This window comes from Clostridium sp. AM54-37XD, assembly GCF_003478225.1.
Classification (GTDB): Bacteria; Bacillota; Clostridia; order Lachnospirales; family Lachnospiraceae; genus Coprococcus; species Coprococcus ammoniilyticus.
In genome coordinates this window covers 348,199-363,583 of the sequence record NZ_QUEV01000001.1, presented here as the reverse complement: position 1 = coordinate 363,583, position 15,385 = coordinate 348,199, and the positions used below count along the sequence as shown (strand labels likewise).

Sequence of the window (15,385 nt, the reverse complement as noted above, 5' to 3'; positions counted from 1 at the left end):
CAAATGCTCTTATATATTAAAGCGTCTGTTTTATAACAGACCAATCTCCCGACCGCGTTCGACTGCCTCCTGACGCGTCGGAACCTGCAGCTTACGAAAGATATTACAACTATGGAACTTCACGGTTCCCGTCTTTTTGCCCAGTTGTCGTGCAATATCATCATTACTTAAGCCCTGTGCCATCAAACGAAAGACTTTTTCTTCCATCTGAGTCAGAGGTTCATAATATTCATATGGAGATTTTAAATAATCAGGGAAATAAGTACCGACCGAATATGCAAGTTCTTTAATCTCACTTATGAAGGAATCTTCTTCATATTCTTTCTGATAAATTGCCAGCATTTGTACCATACAATTGCCTGTGTCCGCAAGCAGTCTGATATAACCACACCTTTTTGCAAGCGCAATGGCCTTGGAAAGCTCCTCACACATGCCTTCCATATTCTTCATCTTATAATATATGATAGCTGACAACATATAGCATTCACACAAATCCATATAACGTCTGCCCGGAATCAACAATGCAATAAGCTGGTGTGTCAATACATAGGCAGCCATATATTTGCCTGTCTGTATATAACATCGCACCTTAACCATCCATGCATACATATCCATCATGAAGATGCCCTTATTCTCATCCGGTGCTATATCATCTAACCAACGCTCTACATCCTGTAGTCGCCCATCATAACAGGCACCAAGACATTCGATCGCATTCAGACTTGAAGTTAATTCATCCCATCCCGTAATCTGTATCCGTTTCCGAATCTTTTCCACCAAAGGACGTGCAGCTTTTGTCTGTCCATTTACCAAAAGGATCTTCATCTGAAGTGCAAGTGCCACAAACAGACAACGCATATCCTTCTCCTGCTCGATCAACGGAATCGTTCCGGTCACAAGAATCAGTGCTTCAAAACAATTATTGTTCTGATAATACCACTCTGCCAGCATGATCTCATACACTTTCTGTCCAACACTTCCACCATATAATCGGCATGCGGCTTCTGTTATCTCGTCCTTGCTTTTTTTCAGATATTTTCCATATCTTGTAAAGTCGCGAAAACCATTCAGTATACTTGGTCTGCATGCTGAAAGCGTAAGACCCATCACGGGCACCAGATTTTCTTCAATTAGAAAGCTTACGATCCGAAAAAACATTGCATCACTTATATATGGCATGACAAGTTCTGTTTTGATACGACAAATGTCCATCATATCATATGTATCCATTTTCACCAGCCGCGGTGTCTTCCCCATAAACTGTACATATGCTTTTGCCTGACTCAAGTCCCCATCCATAGCAGATAGCAATGCAAGATGAGTAAACAGAACCGGATGTGCGGACAGCTCTTCTTTTTTCAGCCCGTAGAAATATGCCCGGCACCCCCAAAGTACCGGCATGGAAAATGGTTTCTTCACAAACTCATCAAAAATAATCTCTAACAGATGGCCTTCTTTTTTTGCTGTCGCTAATATCAACAACACTTCTTCTTCCGATCGTGGATAAATTATCTCGTTATTCATTTGTTTCATACATACCCCCATAACCCTGACGCTTATAGATTATATTATTTATTCCTGTTTTTGTATAGCAAACCTTTCAGACATAAAAACCAAACCCTTGCCCAAACCCTTGCGGTTTTCACACCTGACCGGAACGCTTTTTTACAGAACATATTTTGTGAATAAAGTAAAAAACGGATCCACCTTCCGATGAACCCGTCTATTGTCACAATTGTTTTCTTACATAATATCTACATCTGCACTGTAATCTACACCATCGATCTTAAATCCGAACATATTGTAGAACTCATCCCAGTATCCATCGATATCTGCAAGCTCTTTTACATTTTCGCTGGTAACCGCATCCCAGTTCTTTGCAACTGCTTCCTGAATGTCATCTGCCATTTCCCAGTCATCCATACGAATAAATCCATTCTCGTCTGTCTCTGCTTCTCCAGCCATCTTATCAAGGAAAAGTCTTGCCATCTGCTCGATACAGCCCTCATGAACACCCTTTGCCTTCATCTGCTTATATAACAGCGTGATGTATAACGGAACAACAGGAATTGCTGCACTGGACTGTGTTACAAGTGCCTTGTTGATTGCAATATAAGATGTAACATTTGCAAACTTCTCATTGATGATATCACTTGATCTGTACAGATCCTTCTTTGCCATACCGATCGAACCTTCCGCATAGATTGGGAATGTGATCTTTGGTCCGATATAAGAATATGCAACAGTTGTCACATGCTCTGCCAGAACACCTGCATCTGATAATGCCTGCATCCAGTCGATCCAGTCCTCACCACCCATAACCTTGATGGTGTTCTCGATTTCTTCCTCGGTTGCTGCCGGGATATGTGCTATTGTTACTGTATTGTCCTTCAGAACTAAAGTCTTATTGGAATACTCCTCACCTACAGTCTTAAGTACAGAAGAATACTTATGTCCATCCGGTGTTACACGTCTTGGTGCTGCAAGGCTGTAAATAACCATATCGACAGTTCCAAGATCTGCCTTGATCGTATCAATTACCTGCTGTTTGATCTCCAGTGAGAATGCATCTCCGTTGATGGATTTTGCATACAGACCAGCCTTCTTTGCTTCTTCTTCAAATGCTCTTGTATTATAGAAGCCTGCGGTCGCTGTTCTTCTTCCATTGGATTCCTTCTCGAACATAACACCAAGTGTATCTGCATCATAGCCAAATGCAACTGCGATTCTGGAAGCGAGTCCATATCCGGTCGATGCTCCGATCACAAGTACCTTCTTTGGTCCCTCAACCTTTGGCTGTGCCTTTACATACTTGATCTGATTCTTTACATTTTCTGCACAACCAACCGGATGAGCGGTGGTACAGATATAATCCTTTACTCTTGGTTCTACTACCATTTTAATTTTCTCCTCTGATCTTCCGATTTATTCGGACTTTCTTTCTCGATTTATATTTATACATTCCGTATTAATATCTTTTTTCTGATCCGTTACATCTGCGGGTGCTCTTTATTTGCAAACTTCGTGTAATCCTGCATCCATACAAGATCAACGGAACCTGTCGCACCTTTTCTCTGTTTTGCGATGATGATCTCAGCGATACCTTTTTTCTCGGTATCCGGATTGTAATAATCATCACGATAGATGAACATAACAACATCGGCATCCTGCTCGATTGCACCGGATTCACGCAGATCGGCAAGCACCGGCTTATGATCCGGTCTGGAGTCAACTGCACGGTTCAACTGTGACAGGGTAATAACCGGAACATTCAGTTCCCTTGCAAGCACCTTTAATGCTCGCGATGTATCAGAAATAAACTGCTGTCTGGACTCTACATGCTTGTTCGTGCTCATCAACTGCAAATAGTCGATGATGATAAGCCCCAGGTCGTTGTTCTGTTTTAATTTTCTGCATTTGGAACGCAGGTCGGCTACCGTGATCGCAGAATTATCATCAACAAAGATCGGAGCATCAGCAATAACCTCTGTACTCTCCATGATCTTATCCCATTCATCATCTACAAGCTGTCCCGTCTGGATCTTCTGTGAATTAACAAGTGAATCCAGCGCGATCATACGTGTTACCAACTGTTCCTTCGACATTTCCAAACTGAATATTGCAACCGGAATACGCTTCTTTACAGCTACATGATGTGCGATATTTAAGACAAATGCAGTTTTACCCATAGCAGGACGAGCCGCTACCAGGATCAGTTCCGATCCATGCAGACCTGTCAGCATGTTATCCAGATCGATAAATCCGGTCGGCACACCGGTAACTCTGGTGTTCTGTCTGGATGCAGCCTCGATCTGATCGATAACATCTAATACGATTGAATCGATCGACGCAAAATCATTTGCACCGTTTCTCTGCTGTACGATCTTGTAGATTCCACTCTCTGCCGTCTCAAGCAGACCATCCACGTCATCCGTATCCAGATAACAGTCCTTTTCAACATCCTCACACATCTTGATCATACGGCGAAGCACCGCTTTATCTGCTACGATCTTCGCATAATACTTGGCATTTGCCGAGGTTGGCACTGCGGCTATGATATCTGCAATATAACTCATACCCGCCACATCTTCCGGAATATTCTTCTCCCGGAGCCGGTTATTCAGCGTGATCAGATCGACCGCCATTCCTTCCTTGAACAGCTCGATCATGTTCTCATACAGAATCGCATTCTGTGCACTGTAAAAGTCTTCCTTCGTAAGTATATCCGATACGTCTACGATTGCATCACGATCCATGATCATAGAACCGATAACTGACTGTTCTGCATCCAGGTTATATGGTTGTTTCTTCCTGATAAATGCGTCTTCCATTAGTCAGCCTCTTCTACCTTTACTGTTAGCTCTGCCTGTACCTGTGGATGCAGCTTGATCTTAACAGTAAATGTTCCCATTGCTTTGATCGCATCCTTCAGCACGATTTTCTTTTTATCAATATCATAATGCAACTGGCTCTTGATCGCATCTGAGATCTCCTTGGAAGATACAGAACCAAATGCCCTTCCGCCTTCTCCTACCTTGATACCGACGGCTACAGATGCCTTTTCAAGCTCTGCTGCCAGCGCCTTTGCTGCTGCAAGATTCTCTGCTGCAACCTTTTCTTCATGCGCTTTCTTTAACTTATAATCATTCAGGTTCTTAGGTGTTGCCTCAAGTCCCAGCTTTCTCGGGATGATATAATTTCTGGCATGACCGTCACTGACATTTACCAGCTCTCCTTTTTTTCCGAGACTCTTTACATCTTCCAGTAAGATAACCTTCATATTAAATATCTCCTTCCTTGTACATCTCCTCAAGTAAATTGACAAGCTGTTCCTTTACTTCTTCCTTCGTTGTATTCTTAAACTGTGCGGCTGCAATATTTGCATGACCGCCCCCACCCATACGTTCCATGATGATCTGTACATTTACATCATCGATCGACCGGGCTGATATCTTAACATCATCTCCAAGCTGTGCAATGACAAAGGAGGCACGCACGCCTGCTATATTTAACATCTCGTTTGCCACCTTCGCTGTCAATACGATCGGTGACTCCGGACCTTCTTTCGGTTCAAATACAGATACCGCAAACATTCCGAGAACCATCTCGGCATTTCTGACACCATCTGCCTTCTGTCTGTAAGAATCAATATCACTCCGGAACATCTTACGGACACGCATAACATCCGCACCGCTTCTTCTTAAATATGCGGCCGCTTCAAAGGTACGCACGCCTGTCTTTGTCAGGAAATTATCCGTATCGATCAGGATCCCGGCATACATAGCATCCGCCTCGGACGGACGCAGCTTAATTTTTTCATCCATGTACTGCAACATCTCTGCGATCATTTCACATGCAGATGATGCAAATGGTTCTACATAAGAAAGGGTTGCATTGGCAATGACATCCTTGGTCTGTCTGTGATGATCGAATACAACTACCGTCTTTGCATAGGAGATCAGCTCCTCACATTCCGTCAGACTTGGATTATTGACATCCACAACAACCAGCATGGTATCAGCATTGATCATCTCGATCGCCTGCTCATTGTTGATGATCATATCATCCCCATACATACTATTGGCAGTAAAATTACCATAGATCGGACTGATGGCAGAGGACACTTCATTGATTACGATATGTGCCTCCTTATTCATGGAATTTACCATCCGGTATACGCCGATCGCCGATCCAAATGCATCCATATCCGGATTCTTATGCGCCATAATGATAACTTTTTCTTTTGTTTCCAGTAATTCCTTGAATGCCAGGGTCTTAACACGGGCTTTTACTCTGGTTGATTTCTCAGTACCCTGACTACGTCCACCGTAATAAGTGATCTTGTCATTCGACTTTAATACAACCTGATCACCACCTCGTCCAAGTGCAAGTTCCATTGCAGAACGGGCAGCTTCAAAATCTTCTATAAAGCTCTTATATTCCGTGCCCAGACTGATTGAAAGCGTCAATGGAAGATCATTTCCGATATTGATTGCTTTTACTTCATCCAGCAACGCAAACTTATTCTCCTGAAGCTGTGGAAGATATTTTTTCGGCATGACAAACATGTACTTGTCCTTCTCAAAGGAACGTACAATGGCATCTACGTTTGCCATATATTTATTGATCTTTCGATCGACGAGAGCAACCAGCAGAGAATGTCTTACCTCTTCCAGGTCATCAAATATCTCATCGTAATTATCAATGTAGATCAGACCGGTCACCAGCTTCTGCTCTTCATTCTCTTTTGCCAGTTTATTCCGTTCTGTCATATCAAACAGATACATAGCGGTGAAGTTTGTAACTCCTGTATGTTTTTTCCGTTTGATCGTTTTCTTCTCCTGTGGCTGGTCCTCTGTAACCGGCAGATTCTCCATTTCCTCCTCATGTTCTGAGGTCTCCTGTTCCTGGACACTGTCTACCGGTCCATCCGGATTTACCCGGATATTCTTAATCTCAACCCTGTACTCTTTTCCATCGTATTCAATATCCGCATGTACCGGCTCATCACACTCACCCGGTATCATCTCATGGGTCAGCCCCTCAAATACCTGCATCGCAGTCAGACGCATCAGCTTCCGCTTGCTGGTGTTCGTAATATGAGCAAATTCATCATTCACCCATGCGAGCCTGCCTGTCTTATCCAGTATCGCATATGGAATCGGGAACTCACGGATCAGATCTTTCTGAACCCGCCCATTTTCCATTGCACGATTTGCATATGCGGCTTCACTGGACACTCTGGAAGAAATATAAAGGACTATCACCACAACCGAGTACACTGCAGTAAATATGATCCCTACAATTCCTGCAACAACACTGACCGTCAGCATCCAGATATCACAAAGTACAAATAATGCGATCACATAAAGCGGCATCTGTAAATATATTTCATGTCTGGTGTCTGTATGTCTGTTATCATTCATGGAGATAATCCTTTCCGGGCATCCTGAAAAATGCCCTGTCTTTATTCATATTTGTATGTGAGTCTATGATCTATTTCTCATTGTCTTTCTTATACTGACTCATTCTGGTATCAATCTTGTTTGTAATTCCAAGACCAAATGCCTGCTCATTTTCCTTATACTGCAATAACGCACGGAACATGTATACATCCTCCGGTGTTGTTACCTTGATATTTCCTCTGTTGCCTTCTACGATATGTGCAACGATATTCTGGCTTCTGATGATCGTACATGCATCTACCATTCCTTCATAACCGGTTGGTGTAGCGCGGACAACATCATGTGCTGCAATGATATCCTTCAGATAGAAGGACTGCGGAGCCTGTGCAGAATAAGTATCCTTTCTTGGTGGTACGGAATCGATCTCGATACCATCCTCACTGATCATAATCGTTTCATAGCAGGCTGTTGATGTGATCGCATTTCCATATTTCTTAACAGTTGCAATATTGTTTGCAATAACATCATAGGATACATATGGACGAACACCATCATGAATCAGCACGATAGAATCCTCCGGGCATTCTGACTCTGCCATCTTAAGTGCATTGTAGATAGAATCCTGAGAAGTTGCTCCACCTGCTAATACATGCTTTACCTTTGTAAGATGATATTCGTTTGCAAGATCCTCTACATAAGGAATATAATCCTTCAGAACAGAAATATAAATCGCATCAATCTGATCATGATACTGGAATAACTGTAATGTATGGATCAGAATTGGTTTTCCATTGATCTCAAGAAACTGTTTTGGGACACCTGCTCCCATTCTTACTCCGCTTCCACCTGCAAAAATAATTGCTATATTCATCTACTGTTTTCTCCTTTTTTCTCTAATTATTTTCATGAAACCGGACTGCGTCCGGCAATCCCCTCACAGAATGTTCCTGTATATACTTATCCCATTCTGCATAGATATATTAATATTATAACGTATTCACAAAAAATTCAACTATAGGTTTTTCACAACCTCCAAAATCCGCTCCGTTGCCTGTCCATCACACATTTGCATATGGTATTTCAGGCATTCCCGGATCTCATCTGTCCGATTCTGTGTGAATTCCCGGTCTATCGCAGCCGCCAGCTTCATTCCATCGGATACGATCTGGCATGGGAAAGAATCATATGGAACATAGAATCCTCTGGCATGGTCAAAGGAATCAAAATCCGGTGCAAAGAATAAAAACGGCTTCTCATATACCATATAGTCAAATAATACCGACGAATAATCCGTGATCAGCAGATCTGCAACTGCAAATATTTTCTCGGATGGCAGATCGCAGTTCGACTTCATTCCCTTTTCTTCCAGATGCGGATGCAGCTTGATCACCCAGTAATACCGGTCTGAGGTTTCTTTCATGGCTCTCTGTATTTCTTCCATTCCACAGAGCGTCGGCATAGCTGCATTTCCACGAAATGTCGGAGCCCACAGGATGACTTTTTTCCCTTTTGCATCTGGATATTTTCGGTAGAATTCCTCACGGTTTGCCTGATTCCACGCTTCATCATAATAACAGTCTGAACGGCTGATCCCGGTTGCCTGTACAACACCCGGTGCAAGCCGCATCGTCTTTGTAAATACTGGCACACAGCATAGTGCACTGACGGTCAGCAGATCATAGTTTTTGTAAACCGAACCGCCTTTATACATCTTCGGAATATCCTCCGTCGTATCATATCCGCTTTTCTTAAGCAGTCCTCCGGAATGCCAGAGCTGCACAACCTTCGTCTCCGGACGTTTTGTGCAGGCAGAAACCGGAAGGAAATTATCACAGATAAACACATATTCGGCGGCCGCATACCGTTTCATAAACTGCTTCAACCATTTTAACAGGCTGCCATATCCCATCTTTCCAAAATCAGTGACCCACGTTTCATTCTTATACTCTGGATCTCCCTGCAGTGTTTCATACATTTTTCTCATGGAAAAAGGCAGTTCTTCATGATGTGCATCGGCAAAAATTACCAGCCCCCTTTCGACCGGCTTTCCGGCATACCGTTTGTAGAGCATCGGCAGATAGATCTGCTGCATCGCCATTTTCAACACCTGTTTTATATAAAATACTATCTTCATGTGCTTCAAAATAAACCTTTCGACTATTTTGAAAACCGGCGGCATCCGCGTTTTCATGCGTATGCCGCCGGCTTATCGTCATCTTCTATCTAACTTTATTAACCATTGATTCTGGAAAGAAGCTCTTTGCCAAGTTCTTCGTTTCCTGGTTTGCCAAGTAATGCGAACATGTTCTTCTTGTAGCTTTCTACACCTGGCTGGTTAAATGGATTTACACCAAGTGTGTATCCACTGATACCACATGCAAACTCAAATGTGTAGAACAGCTCACCTAATGTGAACTCATCGATCTTGTCGATGTTAATCTGGATGATTGGGATTCCACCATCAACATGTGCAAGAATTGTTCCGTTCATAGCACTCTTATTTGCAAAATCTACTGTCTTGCCTGCAAGGTAGTTCAGACCATCAAGATCACAATCCTCTTCTTCCATAACGATCTCACATGTTGGATGTAACACATTGATTACTGTCTCGAAATGGTTCTGTGAACCCTGCTGGATAAACTGTCCTAATGAATGAAGGTCTGTTGTAAAGTCAGTTGCTGTTGGGAATAATCCCTTACCATCTTTTCCTTCGCTCTCGCCGTATAACTGCTTCCACCATTCTGCTACGAAATGTAATGCCGGCTCAAAGTTGGCAAGGATCTCGATAGACTTGCCCTTTCTGTACAGAATATTACGAACTGCTGCATACTTCATAGCATCACTGTCGTCGAAGTTCTCTGCAAGACAATCCTTTCTTGCTGATGCAGCACCTTCCATGAGCTTATCAATATCTGCTCCGCTTACTGCGATTGGAAGAAGACCTACTGCTGTCAGAACTGAGAAACGTCCACCTACATCATCAGGTACTACGAATGTCTCATATCCTTCTTCTGTAGCAAGTGTCTTTAATGCTCCCTTTGCCTTATCTGTTGTAGCATAGATTCTCTTAGCTGCTTCTTCTTTGCCATATTTCTCAATTAATTTCTTCTTGAAGATTCTGGATGCAATACCAGGCTCTGTTGTTGTACCTGACTTGGAAATAATGTTGATAGAGAAATCTCTGTCTCCGATCACCTGTAACAGATGTGCCATATAGGTACTGCTGATATTACTTCCTGCATAATAGATCTCAGGGGTTTTACGGATCTCTTTATCTACTGAATTATAAAAGCTGTGTCTTAAAGCTTCGATCGCTGCTCTTGCACCAAGGTAAGAACCGCCGATACCGATAACTACCAGAACATCTGAATCTGACTGGATCTTAGCTGCCGCTTTCTTGATTCTGGCGAACTCTTCCTTATCATAGTCAACCGGAAGATCGATCCATCCAAGGAAATCGTTTCCTTCACCGGTCTTGTTTACAAGTGTTGATTTTGCTGCAACAACTTCTTCCTTAATAGCTGCGATGTCCTCAGCGGAAGCCATACCAGCAACATTCTTAAAATCGAAACTTACTGTCTTTGCCATTTTATTATCTCTCCTTGCTTATATGATTTTTCAAAGCTATGGATAATTGTAGCAAAAGGAACCCCCATAATCAACTATTTTTCGAACATTTCATCAAGTGATACAAATCTGTAACCAAGTTCTGTTAAATTTGACAACATTGTATCTAACGCCTGCGCATTTGACTCCGACACATTATGCATGAGCGGGATCGCTCCATTATGATAATATTTATCAAAATGCTCGATCACATAATCCTTCCCCGGCTGATTATTTACATCATAATCCAAATATGCCATGCTCCAGAAAATGGTCTTATACCCATATCCTTTGCCAGTTGGAGTACCCTTTCACTGTACTCACCGCTTGGCGGTCTGAAATACGGATCCATCCGGTAGCCCGTGGCCTCCTTCATATAATCGGCACAGGTCTGCAATTCTTCCTTCTGTTTCTCCACACTGATACCGGGCATGGAAGGATGAGTAACGGTATGGTTGCCAACCTGGTGGCCCTCCTCTTTCATTCTTTTTACCAGCTCCACATTATCCCTGATATACGTCTGTGTAACAAAAAAACAAGCTTTTGCATTATGCTTCTTTAACGTGTCCAGTATCTGTTCTGTATATCCGTTCTCATAACCGCAGTCAAAGGTCAGATACATAACCTTGTCATCTCCTGCATCCTGATCCACATAATATGCATCATACTGTTCGATCGAAAAACTGTGATCGCAGTCACTGATCCCATGATTTTTATCCCGTACAATGTACCATGAAAACTTCTTATTGCTGACCGCATCATAATCCCGAAGCAGCGTCATATCCTCCGTCGTCGCCTCTGTCCGGTCTTCTACACTTCCATTATCATTTCCTCCTTTTCGTCCATCCGTACTGTCATTTTGTCCACCGGAACCATCAGCTGCCTGATTTCCCTCTTTCTGCACCCGACAGTCTCCCGGTGTTGCTACATTTCCGTTTTTACCAGCTCTGCTCTTTGCCATTCCGACACAGCCTGTCAGAAACAGACACATCATAATTCCCGAAACTACATACAGTTTTTTGACTGCAACCACTTCCAATTGTTATTTTGGATATAATATATGCTGTTTCTTCTGCTGTTTATACCTATACCTGTCAGGTTGTACTGATTCCCTGCAGCAGCTTGTCAAATAATGCATCACACGCCGCAATCTGTTCCTCCGTTACCTCCCGCTCTTCAGCCTTTGCGGTCTGTTTCAGAGACTGCTGCTCTTCAGCTGCCGTCTGCCGCCGGTTTTTCTCTGATCTGCGTTGCTCTGCCCGCATTGTTTTTTTCGATTTTGCCGTGATTCTTTCCCGTGCAGGATCAGACTCCTGCATGTTTTTCTTCTTGCTATCCGCTTCCCGTCCTTTTTTACGCTCTGCTTCTGTCTGTTTCTCGCTCCGTCTGTCCTTCTGCTCTCCCATCTGTGCCAGTGCCGCATCAATATCGATCACATTTGGCTCTATAATAGACGCTGCTGTCTGTTTCAGACCACTTCGGCTTCTGTCTTCTGCTTCCTGTTTACTACTCTCCATCTGTTTTTCCTGTTCCCGTTTCAGGCGGTTTGCCAGGCTGTTATTCATATAGTTGACAAGTTCTGCTGATAGCATTTCACATTTTCTCCGGGTATTGAATACGTTGTAGACCATCTGCATAACCCCACATGCAACAATGCCCCACATGCCAATCTGTGTACTTGCAAATACAGAACTGCCTGTCCGATATTCCCACCAGGTTCCGATCAGCCCTGTTCCGGCGGCAAGGATCATCATATTACTGCAGAAGCTGTTCCAGGAGCTGACGTAGCTCTTACCAATCTTCAGTTTATATATGTATTTCTCGACAAACGATCTCGTATCCCGGATACCCACATCAAGATACGATAACTCCTCGTACCTTTTTCGTATCTCCACCAGTGCTTTCTTTTTTGTACTTTTCATACTTCCGACTTCCCTGACCAGCCCCTTTAAAAATCCATTCATTATCAGCTTTGCTGCAATTCCACATATTCCCGTTGCCGCGATCACATACAAAAAAATACTCTGTTCCAAAATAGTTCCAAACATAACCATTTCCCCTTTTCAAATAATTTTTCATGTTTTCAGTTCCGATACCCCGCTCCGGATTCAGGGTGGTTCCATTATAGTTTTGAATTTTTTGATTTTTCAAGCCAAATCACACGACAAATGTTTACCTTTATTTTCATTTTTGGTATACTGGTTTCGATTTGAACCCATTTAAGAATGTATATAGTTATTTTGGACTATAATAGAAAAGAGGTAATTTAATATGGATTACAAAACAAAAGGAACCTGCTCTACTAATATTCATTTTGAAGTAGAAGATGGAAAAGTTAAAAATGTTTCTTTCACCGGTGGCTGCAATGGTAACCTGAAAGGTATCAGTGCCTTAGTCGAAGGTATGAAAGTAGAAGATGTCATTGATAAACTGGAAGGAACAACATGCAGCTTTAAGCCAACATCCTGTCCGGATCAGTTAGCAAAGGCGCTTAAGAATTATCTTCAGGGGGCATAAATATATGAAACGAATCATCTTACCGGTGGCGGAACTGCCGGACATGTTACACCAAATATAGCGTTGATACCGGAATTACAGAAGCTTGGATATGATATCCATTATATTGGTTCTTATAACGGAATGGAACGTAAGCTGATCGAGGATCTGAACATTCCTTATCATGGAATCTCCTCCGGTAAGCTCAGACGTTATTTTGACCTTAAGAACTTCACGGATCCATTCCGCGTTATTAAGGGTATGGGCGAAGCAAGAAGTTAATGAAGGAACTGAAGCCGGATGTCGTATTCTCAAAGGGTGGCTTTGTAACAGTTCCTGTCGTATTTGCAGCCAAATCCTGCAACATCCCTGTCATCATCCATGAATCTGATATGACACCGGGACTTGCAAATAAGCTGGAGCTTCCAAAGGCATCCCGTGTATGCTGTAACTTCCCGGAGACAAAGGATATGTTCCCGGAGGGCAAGGCAGTTGTGACCGGAACTCCGATCCGTAAAGAGCTTTTCAACGGAAATGCAGTTGATGCGATCAACTTCTGCGGATTTACAGACAACAAGCCTGTCATCCTGATCGTTGGCGGCAGCTCAGGAAGTGCCGTGATCAACAGAGCGATCCGCGAAAATATTGATAAACTGCTGGAGCGTTTCAACGTGATCCATCTCTGCGGTAAGGATAATCTGGATCACAGCTTAGATAACAAGCCGGGCTATGCTCAATATGAATATATAAAGAAGGAACTGAGCAGCATGCTCGCTCTTGCCGATCTCGTGATCTCCCGTGCCGGTGCAAATGCGATCTGTGAATTACTTGCCCTTCGCAAACCGAATATCCTGATCCCGTTATCCGCTGCTGCAAGCCGTGGCGACCAGATCTTAAATGCGAAATCCTTCAAAAAGAGCGGCTACAGCTATGTGATAAAGGAAGAGGAATTATCCTCCGAAACATTATTCGCTGCGATCGATGATGTATACAATAACAAACAGACTTACATCGAAACAATGGAGAAGAGCAACCTTACAGATTCCACTTCAATTATAGTCGGCATGATTGAGGAGCTGGTAAATAACAAATAAGCACAGCAGCAGTCAAATACAGACTGTTTGCTGCACCAGTTGGCTTGCAGTTACCAAATGCCGGCATAACGCATATAAAAAACAGGCACATATCAAAATGATATATGCCTGTTTTTTTTATGGTATGTATTAAATTACTTCGCTGCATTTGCAATCTTTTCATACGCGGCTGTCTTCGCCTGATCTGTAGAAAGAATATCTCCCTTGATCTCCATTACGATATCAACCTGAGAATTATTTCGAACTGTAAATGTTACCTTCATCGGCTGTTCTGTATACATCTGATCCATGCCTGCTGTTGTCAGATCCATTGTTGCCTTTGAACCATAGAATGTAACCATCCAGTCACCATTTGCCTCTTCTTCATAGTACCATGCACAGCTCTTACAAAGTCCTTCAAGTCCTGCACCGAATGTCTTCTCAGTTCCCGGAATCTTGGTTTTCTTGATCTTATCAACCTGAGTCTTAGCTGTTTCATTTGTACGGTACTGAATATTTCCCTTTACATACATCTGAGATGTTTCCGGAAGAATACAGTAAATTCCAAAACATAATGCTCCAACAATGATAATTGCTACTAATATCTTCAAAAAAGTTTTCATATTAACACTCCCATTTCCTTTACACTATTAAATCTAAAATAGCTCTTTTTCCAACTGAAAGATAAATTCTTCAAGAAGCTGCATACGCTTATTGTATTCCACTCTTCCTGCATCGGTTTTACAACGTCTGATCTTCGGTTTATTAATCCTGTAAAAGTTTTTAATTCTGTAATATGCTCTCTTATAGCTGGCATCATCCTCCAGCGCTGTAGCCATTGAATCCCAAAGTACACTGACAGCTCCAACCTCATCCAGAAGATCAGCATCCATAACGATACGGCATTCCAATGACAGGTCTGCATCTGTATCCTTTTCTTCATGGATCATAATGATCTCTCCGATCTTGGCAATCTTCTCCGGATCAACTCCTATGCTGTCAAGATATTCTACTGCAATCTCTGCTCCAACCTCTCCGTGAGGTCTGTTCTCATCCCATCCAATATCATGCAAAAGTGCCGCAAGTACAATAATATCCAAATCACCGCCTAATTTAGACTGTAATTTGATCGCCCATCTGTACACGCGCATTGTATGCTCGAATCTACTTCTAAACTCATAATTTGGCGGTCTGCCATTCTCCGCGGTCTGCGTTTTGACAAACTCAATTACATCAGCGTAGTTCATCTCTGTTCGCCCCTTGATATCTACCTTTTTTGTATCTTTCGTACTGTCAGAATATCTG

Annotated in this window: 14 protein-coding genes and 1 pseudogene; 2 read left to right on the top strand and 13 right to left on the bottom strand. The window is 42.6% G+C overall.

The genetic code is table 11. The annotated features are described in order from the left end of the window. Nucleotides 1-30: 30 nt before the first annotated feature. The 11 genes from DXA07_RS01650 to DXA07_RS01605 all read right to left on the bottom strand — a co-directional run bounded on the left by DXA07_RS01650 (nucleotide 31) and on the right by DXA07_RS01605 (nucleotide 12,559). Nucleotides 31-1,533 (bottom strand): LuxR C-terminal-related transcriptional regulator, encoded by a 1,503-nt coding sequence (locus tag DXA07_RS01650; RefSeq protein WP_182427484.1) that lies wholly within the window; start codon nucleotides 1,531-1,533, stop codon nucleotides 31-33. 210 nt (nucleotides 1,534-1,743) lie between these two features. After that, nucleotides 1,744-2,898, bottom strand: coding sequence for an enoyl-ACP reductase FabV (fabV, locus tag DXA07_RS01645; RefSeq protein WP_118483060.1), 1,155 nt, complete (start codon nucleotides 2,896-2,898; stop codon nucleotides 1,744-1,746). Nucleotides 2,899-2,990: 92 nt separating this feature from the next. After that, nucleotides 2,991-4,331: a replicative DNA helicase gene (gene dnaB / locus DXA07_RS01640; protein WP_021944647.1), complete on the bottom strand. Its 1,341-nt coding sequence runs from the start codon at nucleotides 4,329-4,331 to the stop codon at nucleotides 2,991-2,993. After that, nucleotides 4,331-4,780, bottom strand: a complete 450-nt coding sequence (gene rplI / locus DXA07_RS01635; protein ID WP_021944646.1) for a 50S ribosomal protein L9 — start codon at nucleotides 4,778-4,780, stop codon at nucleotides 4,331-4,333. The genes dnaB and rplI overlap by 1 nt, the downstream gene beginning before the upstream one ends. 1 nt (nucleotide 4,781) lies before the next feature. Further along, the gene (locus DXA07_RS01630; protein ID WP_118483058.1) at nucleotides 4,782-6,926 is read right to left on the bottom strand and encodes a DHH family phosphoesterase; all 2,145 of its coding nucleotides are present in this window, start codon (nucleotides 6,924-6,926) and stop codon (nucleotides 4,782-4,784) included. 70 nt (nucleotides 6,927-6,996) lie between these two features. Beyond that, nucleotides 6,997-7,776 (bottom strand): IspD/TarI family cytidylyltransferase, encoded by a 780-nt coding sequence (locus tag DXA07_RS01625; RefSeq protein ID WP_021944644.1) that lies wholly within the window; start codon nucleotides 7,774-7,776, stop codon nucleotides 6,997-6,999. Nucleotides 7,777-7,917: 141 nt separating this feature from the next. Then, nucleotides 7,918-9,039: a CDP-glycerol glycerophosphotransferase family protein gene (locus DXA07_RS01620; RefSeq protein ID WP_182427483.1), complete on the bottom strand. Its 1,122-nt coding sequence runs from the start codon at nucleotides 9,037-9,039 to the stop codon at nucleotides 7,918-7,920. 98 nt (nucleotides 9,040-9,137) lie between these two features. Next, entirely contained in the window at nucleotides 9,138-10,493 is a 1,356-nt protein-coding gene (locus tag DXA07_RS01615) for a glucose-6-phosphate isomerase (protein ID WP_008402430.1), read from the bottom strand. Between the two features lie 74 nt (nucleotides 10,494-10,567). After that, nucleotides 10,568-10,762 (bottom strand): hypothetical protein, encoded by a 195-nt coding sequence (locus tag DXA07_RS13235; RefSeq protein ID WP_243013841.1) that lies wholly within the window; start codon nucleotides 10,760-10,762, stop codon nucleotides 10,568-10,570. Next, nucleotides 10,747-11,472, bottom strand: a complete 726-nt coding sequence (locus DXA07_RS01610) for a polysaccharide deacetylase family protein (protein ID WP_243015394.1) — start codon at nucleotides 11,470-11,472, stop codon at nucleotides 10,747-10,749. Before DXA07_RS01610 ends, DXA07_RS13235 begins: the two co-directional genes overlap by 16 nt. Before the next feature lie 133 nt (nucleotides 11,473-11,605). Further along, nucleotides 11,606-12,559 (bottom strand): hypothetical protein, encoded by a 954-nt coding sequence (locus tag DXA07_RS01605; protein ID WP_118483054.1) that lies wholly within the window; start codon nucleotides 12,557-12,559, stop codon nucleotides 11,606-11,608. A 223-nt stretch (nucleotides 12,560-12,782) separates the two neighbouring features. Between DXA07_RS01605 and DXA07_RS01600 the strand changes: the two genes are divergently transcribed. Together DXA07_RS01600 and DXA07_RS01595 are read left to right on the top strand one after the other, a co-directional pair. Further along, nucleotides 12,783-13,028, top strand: a complete 246-nt coding sequence (locus DXA07_RS01600) for a TIGR03905 family TSCPD domain-containing protein (protein WP_008402427.1) — start codon at nucleotides 12,783-12,785, stop codon at nucleotides 13,026-13,028. After that, nucleotides 13,029-14,101: pseudogene (locus tag DXA07_RS01595) on the top strand (undecaprenyldiphospho-muramoylpentapeptide beta-N-acetylglucosaminyltransferase). A gap of 134 nt (nucleotides 14,102-14,235) precedes the next feature. Here DXA07_RS01595 and DXA07_RS01590 read toward each other — a convergent pair. After that, complete coding sequence (locus tag DXA07_RS01590; RefSeq protein ID WP_021944639.1) at nucleotides 14,236-14,703, bottom strand: hypothetical protein; 468 nt, start codon at nucleotides 14,701-14,703, stop codon at nucleotides 14,236-14,238. A gap of 33 nt (nucleotides 14,704-14,736) precedes the next feature. Further along, the gene (locus tag DXA07_RS01585) at nucleotides 14,737-15,327 is read right to left on the bottom strand and encodes an HD domain-containing protein (RefSeq protein ID WP_021944638.1); all 591 of its coding nucleotides are present in this window, start codon (nucleotides 15,325-15,327) and stop codon (nucleotides 14,737-14,739) included. Nucleotides 15,328-15,385: the final 58 nt, after the last annotated feature.

What these genes read in the sequence shown, in the direction of transcription:
- DXA07_RS01620 (WP_182427483.1), bottom strand. Translation starts at nt 9,039, where the DNA reads ATGAAGATAGTATTTTATATAAAACAGGTGTTGAAAATGGCGATGCAG.
- DXA07_RS01600 (WP_008402427.1), top strand. Translation starts at nt 12,783, where the DNA reads ATGGATTACAAAACAAAAGGAACCTGCTCTACTAATATTCATTTTGAA.
- DXA07_RS01585 (WP_021944638.1), bottom strand. Translation starts at nt 15,327, where the DNA reads ATGAACTACGCTGATGTAATTGAGTTTGTCAAAACGCAGACCGCGGAG.
- DXA07_RS01630 (WP_118483058.1), bottom strand. Translation starts at nt 6,926, where the DNA reads ATGAATGATAACAGACATACAGACACCAGACATGAAATATATTTACAG.
- rplI (WP_021944646.1), bottom strand. Translation starts at nt 4,780, where the DNA reads ATGAAGGTTATCTTACTGGAAGATGTAAAGAGTCTCGGAAAAAAAGGA.
- DXA07_RS01625 (WP_021944644.1), bottom strand. Translation starts at nt 7,776, where the DNA reads ATGAATATAGCAATTATTTTTGCAGGTGGAAGCGGAGTAAGAATGGGA.
- dnaB (WP_021944647.1), bottom strand. Translation starts at nt 4,331, where the DNA reads ATGGAAGACGCATTTATCAGGAAGAAACAACCATATAACCTGGATGCA.
- DXA07_RS01650 (WP_182427484.1), bottom strand. Translation starts at nt 1,533, where the DNA reads ATGAAACAAATGAATAACGAGATAATTTATCCACGATCGGAAGAAGAA.
- fabV (WP_118483060.1), bottom strand. Translation starts at nt 2,898, where the DNA reads ATGGTAGTAGAACCAAGAGTAAAGGATTATATCTGTACCACCGCTCAT.
- DXA07_RS01605 (WP_118483054.1), bottom strand. Translation starts at nt 12,559, where the DNA reads ATGTTTGGAACTATTTTGGAACAGAGTATTTTTTTGTATGTGATCGCG.
- DXA07_RS01610 (WP_243015394.1), bottom strand. Translation starts at nt 11,472, where the DNA reads ATGGCAAAGAGCAGAGCTGGTAAAAACGGAAATGTAGCAACACCGGGA.
- DXA07_RS01615 (WP_008402430.1), bottom strand. Translation starts at nt 10,493, where the DNA reads ATGGCAAAGACAGTAAGTTTCGATTTTAAGAATGTTGCTGGTATGGCT.
- DXA07_RS01590 (WP_021944639.1), bottom strand. Translation starts at nt 14,703, where the DNA reads ATGAAAACTTTTTTGAAGATATTAGTAGCAATTATCATTGTTGGAGCA.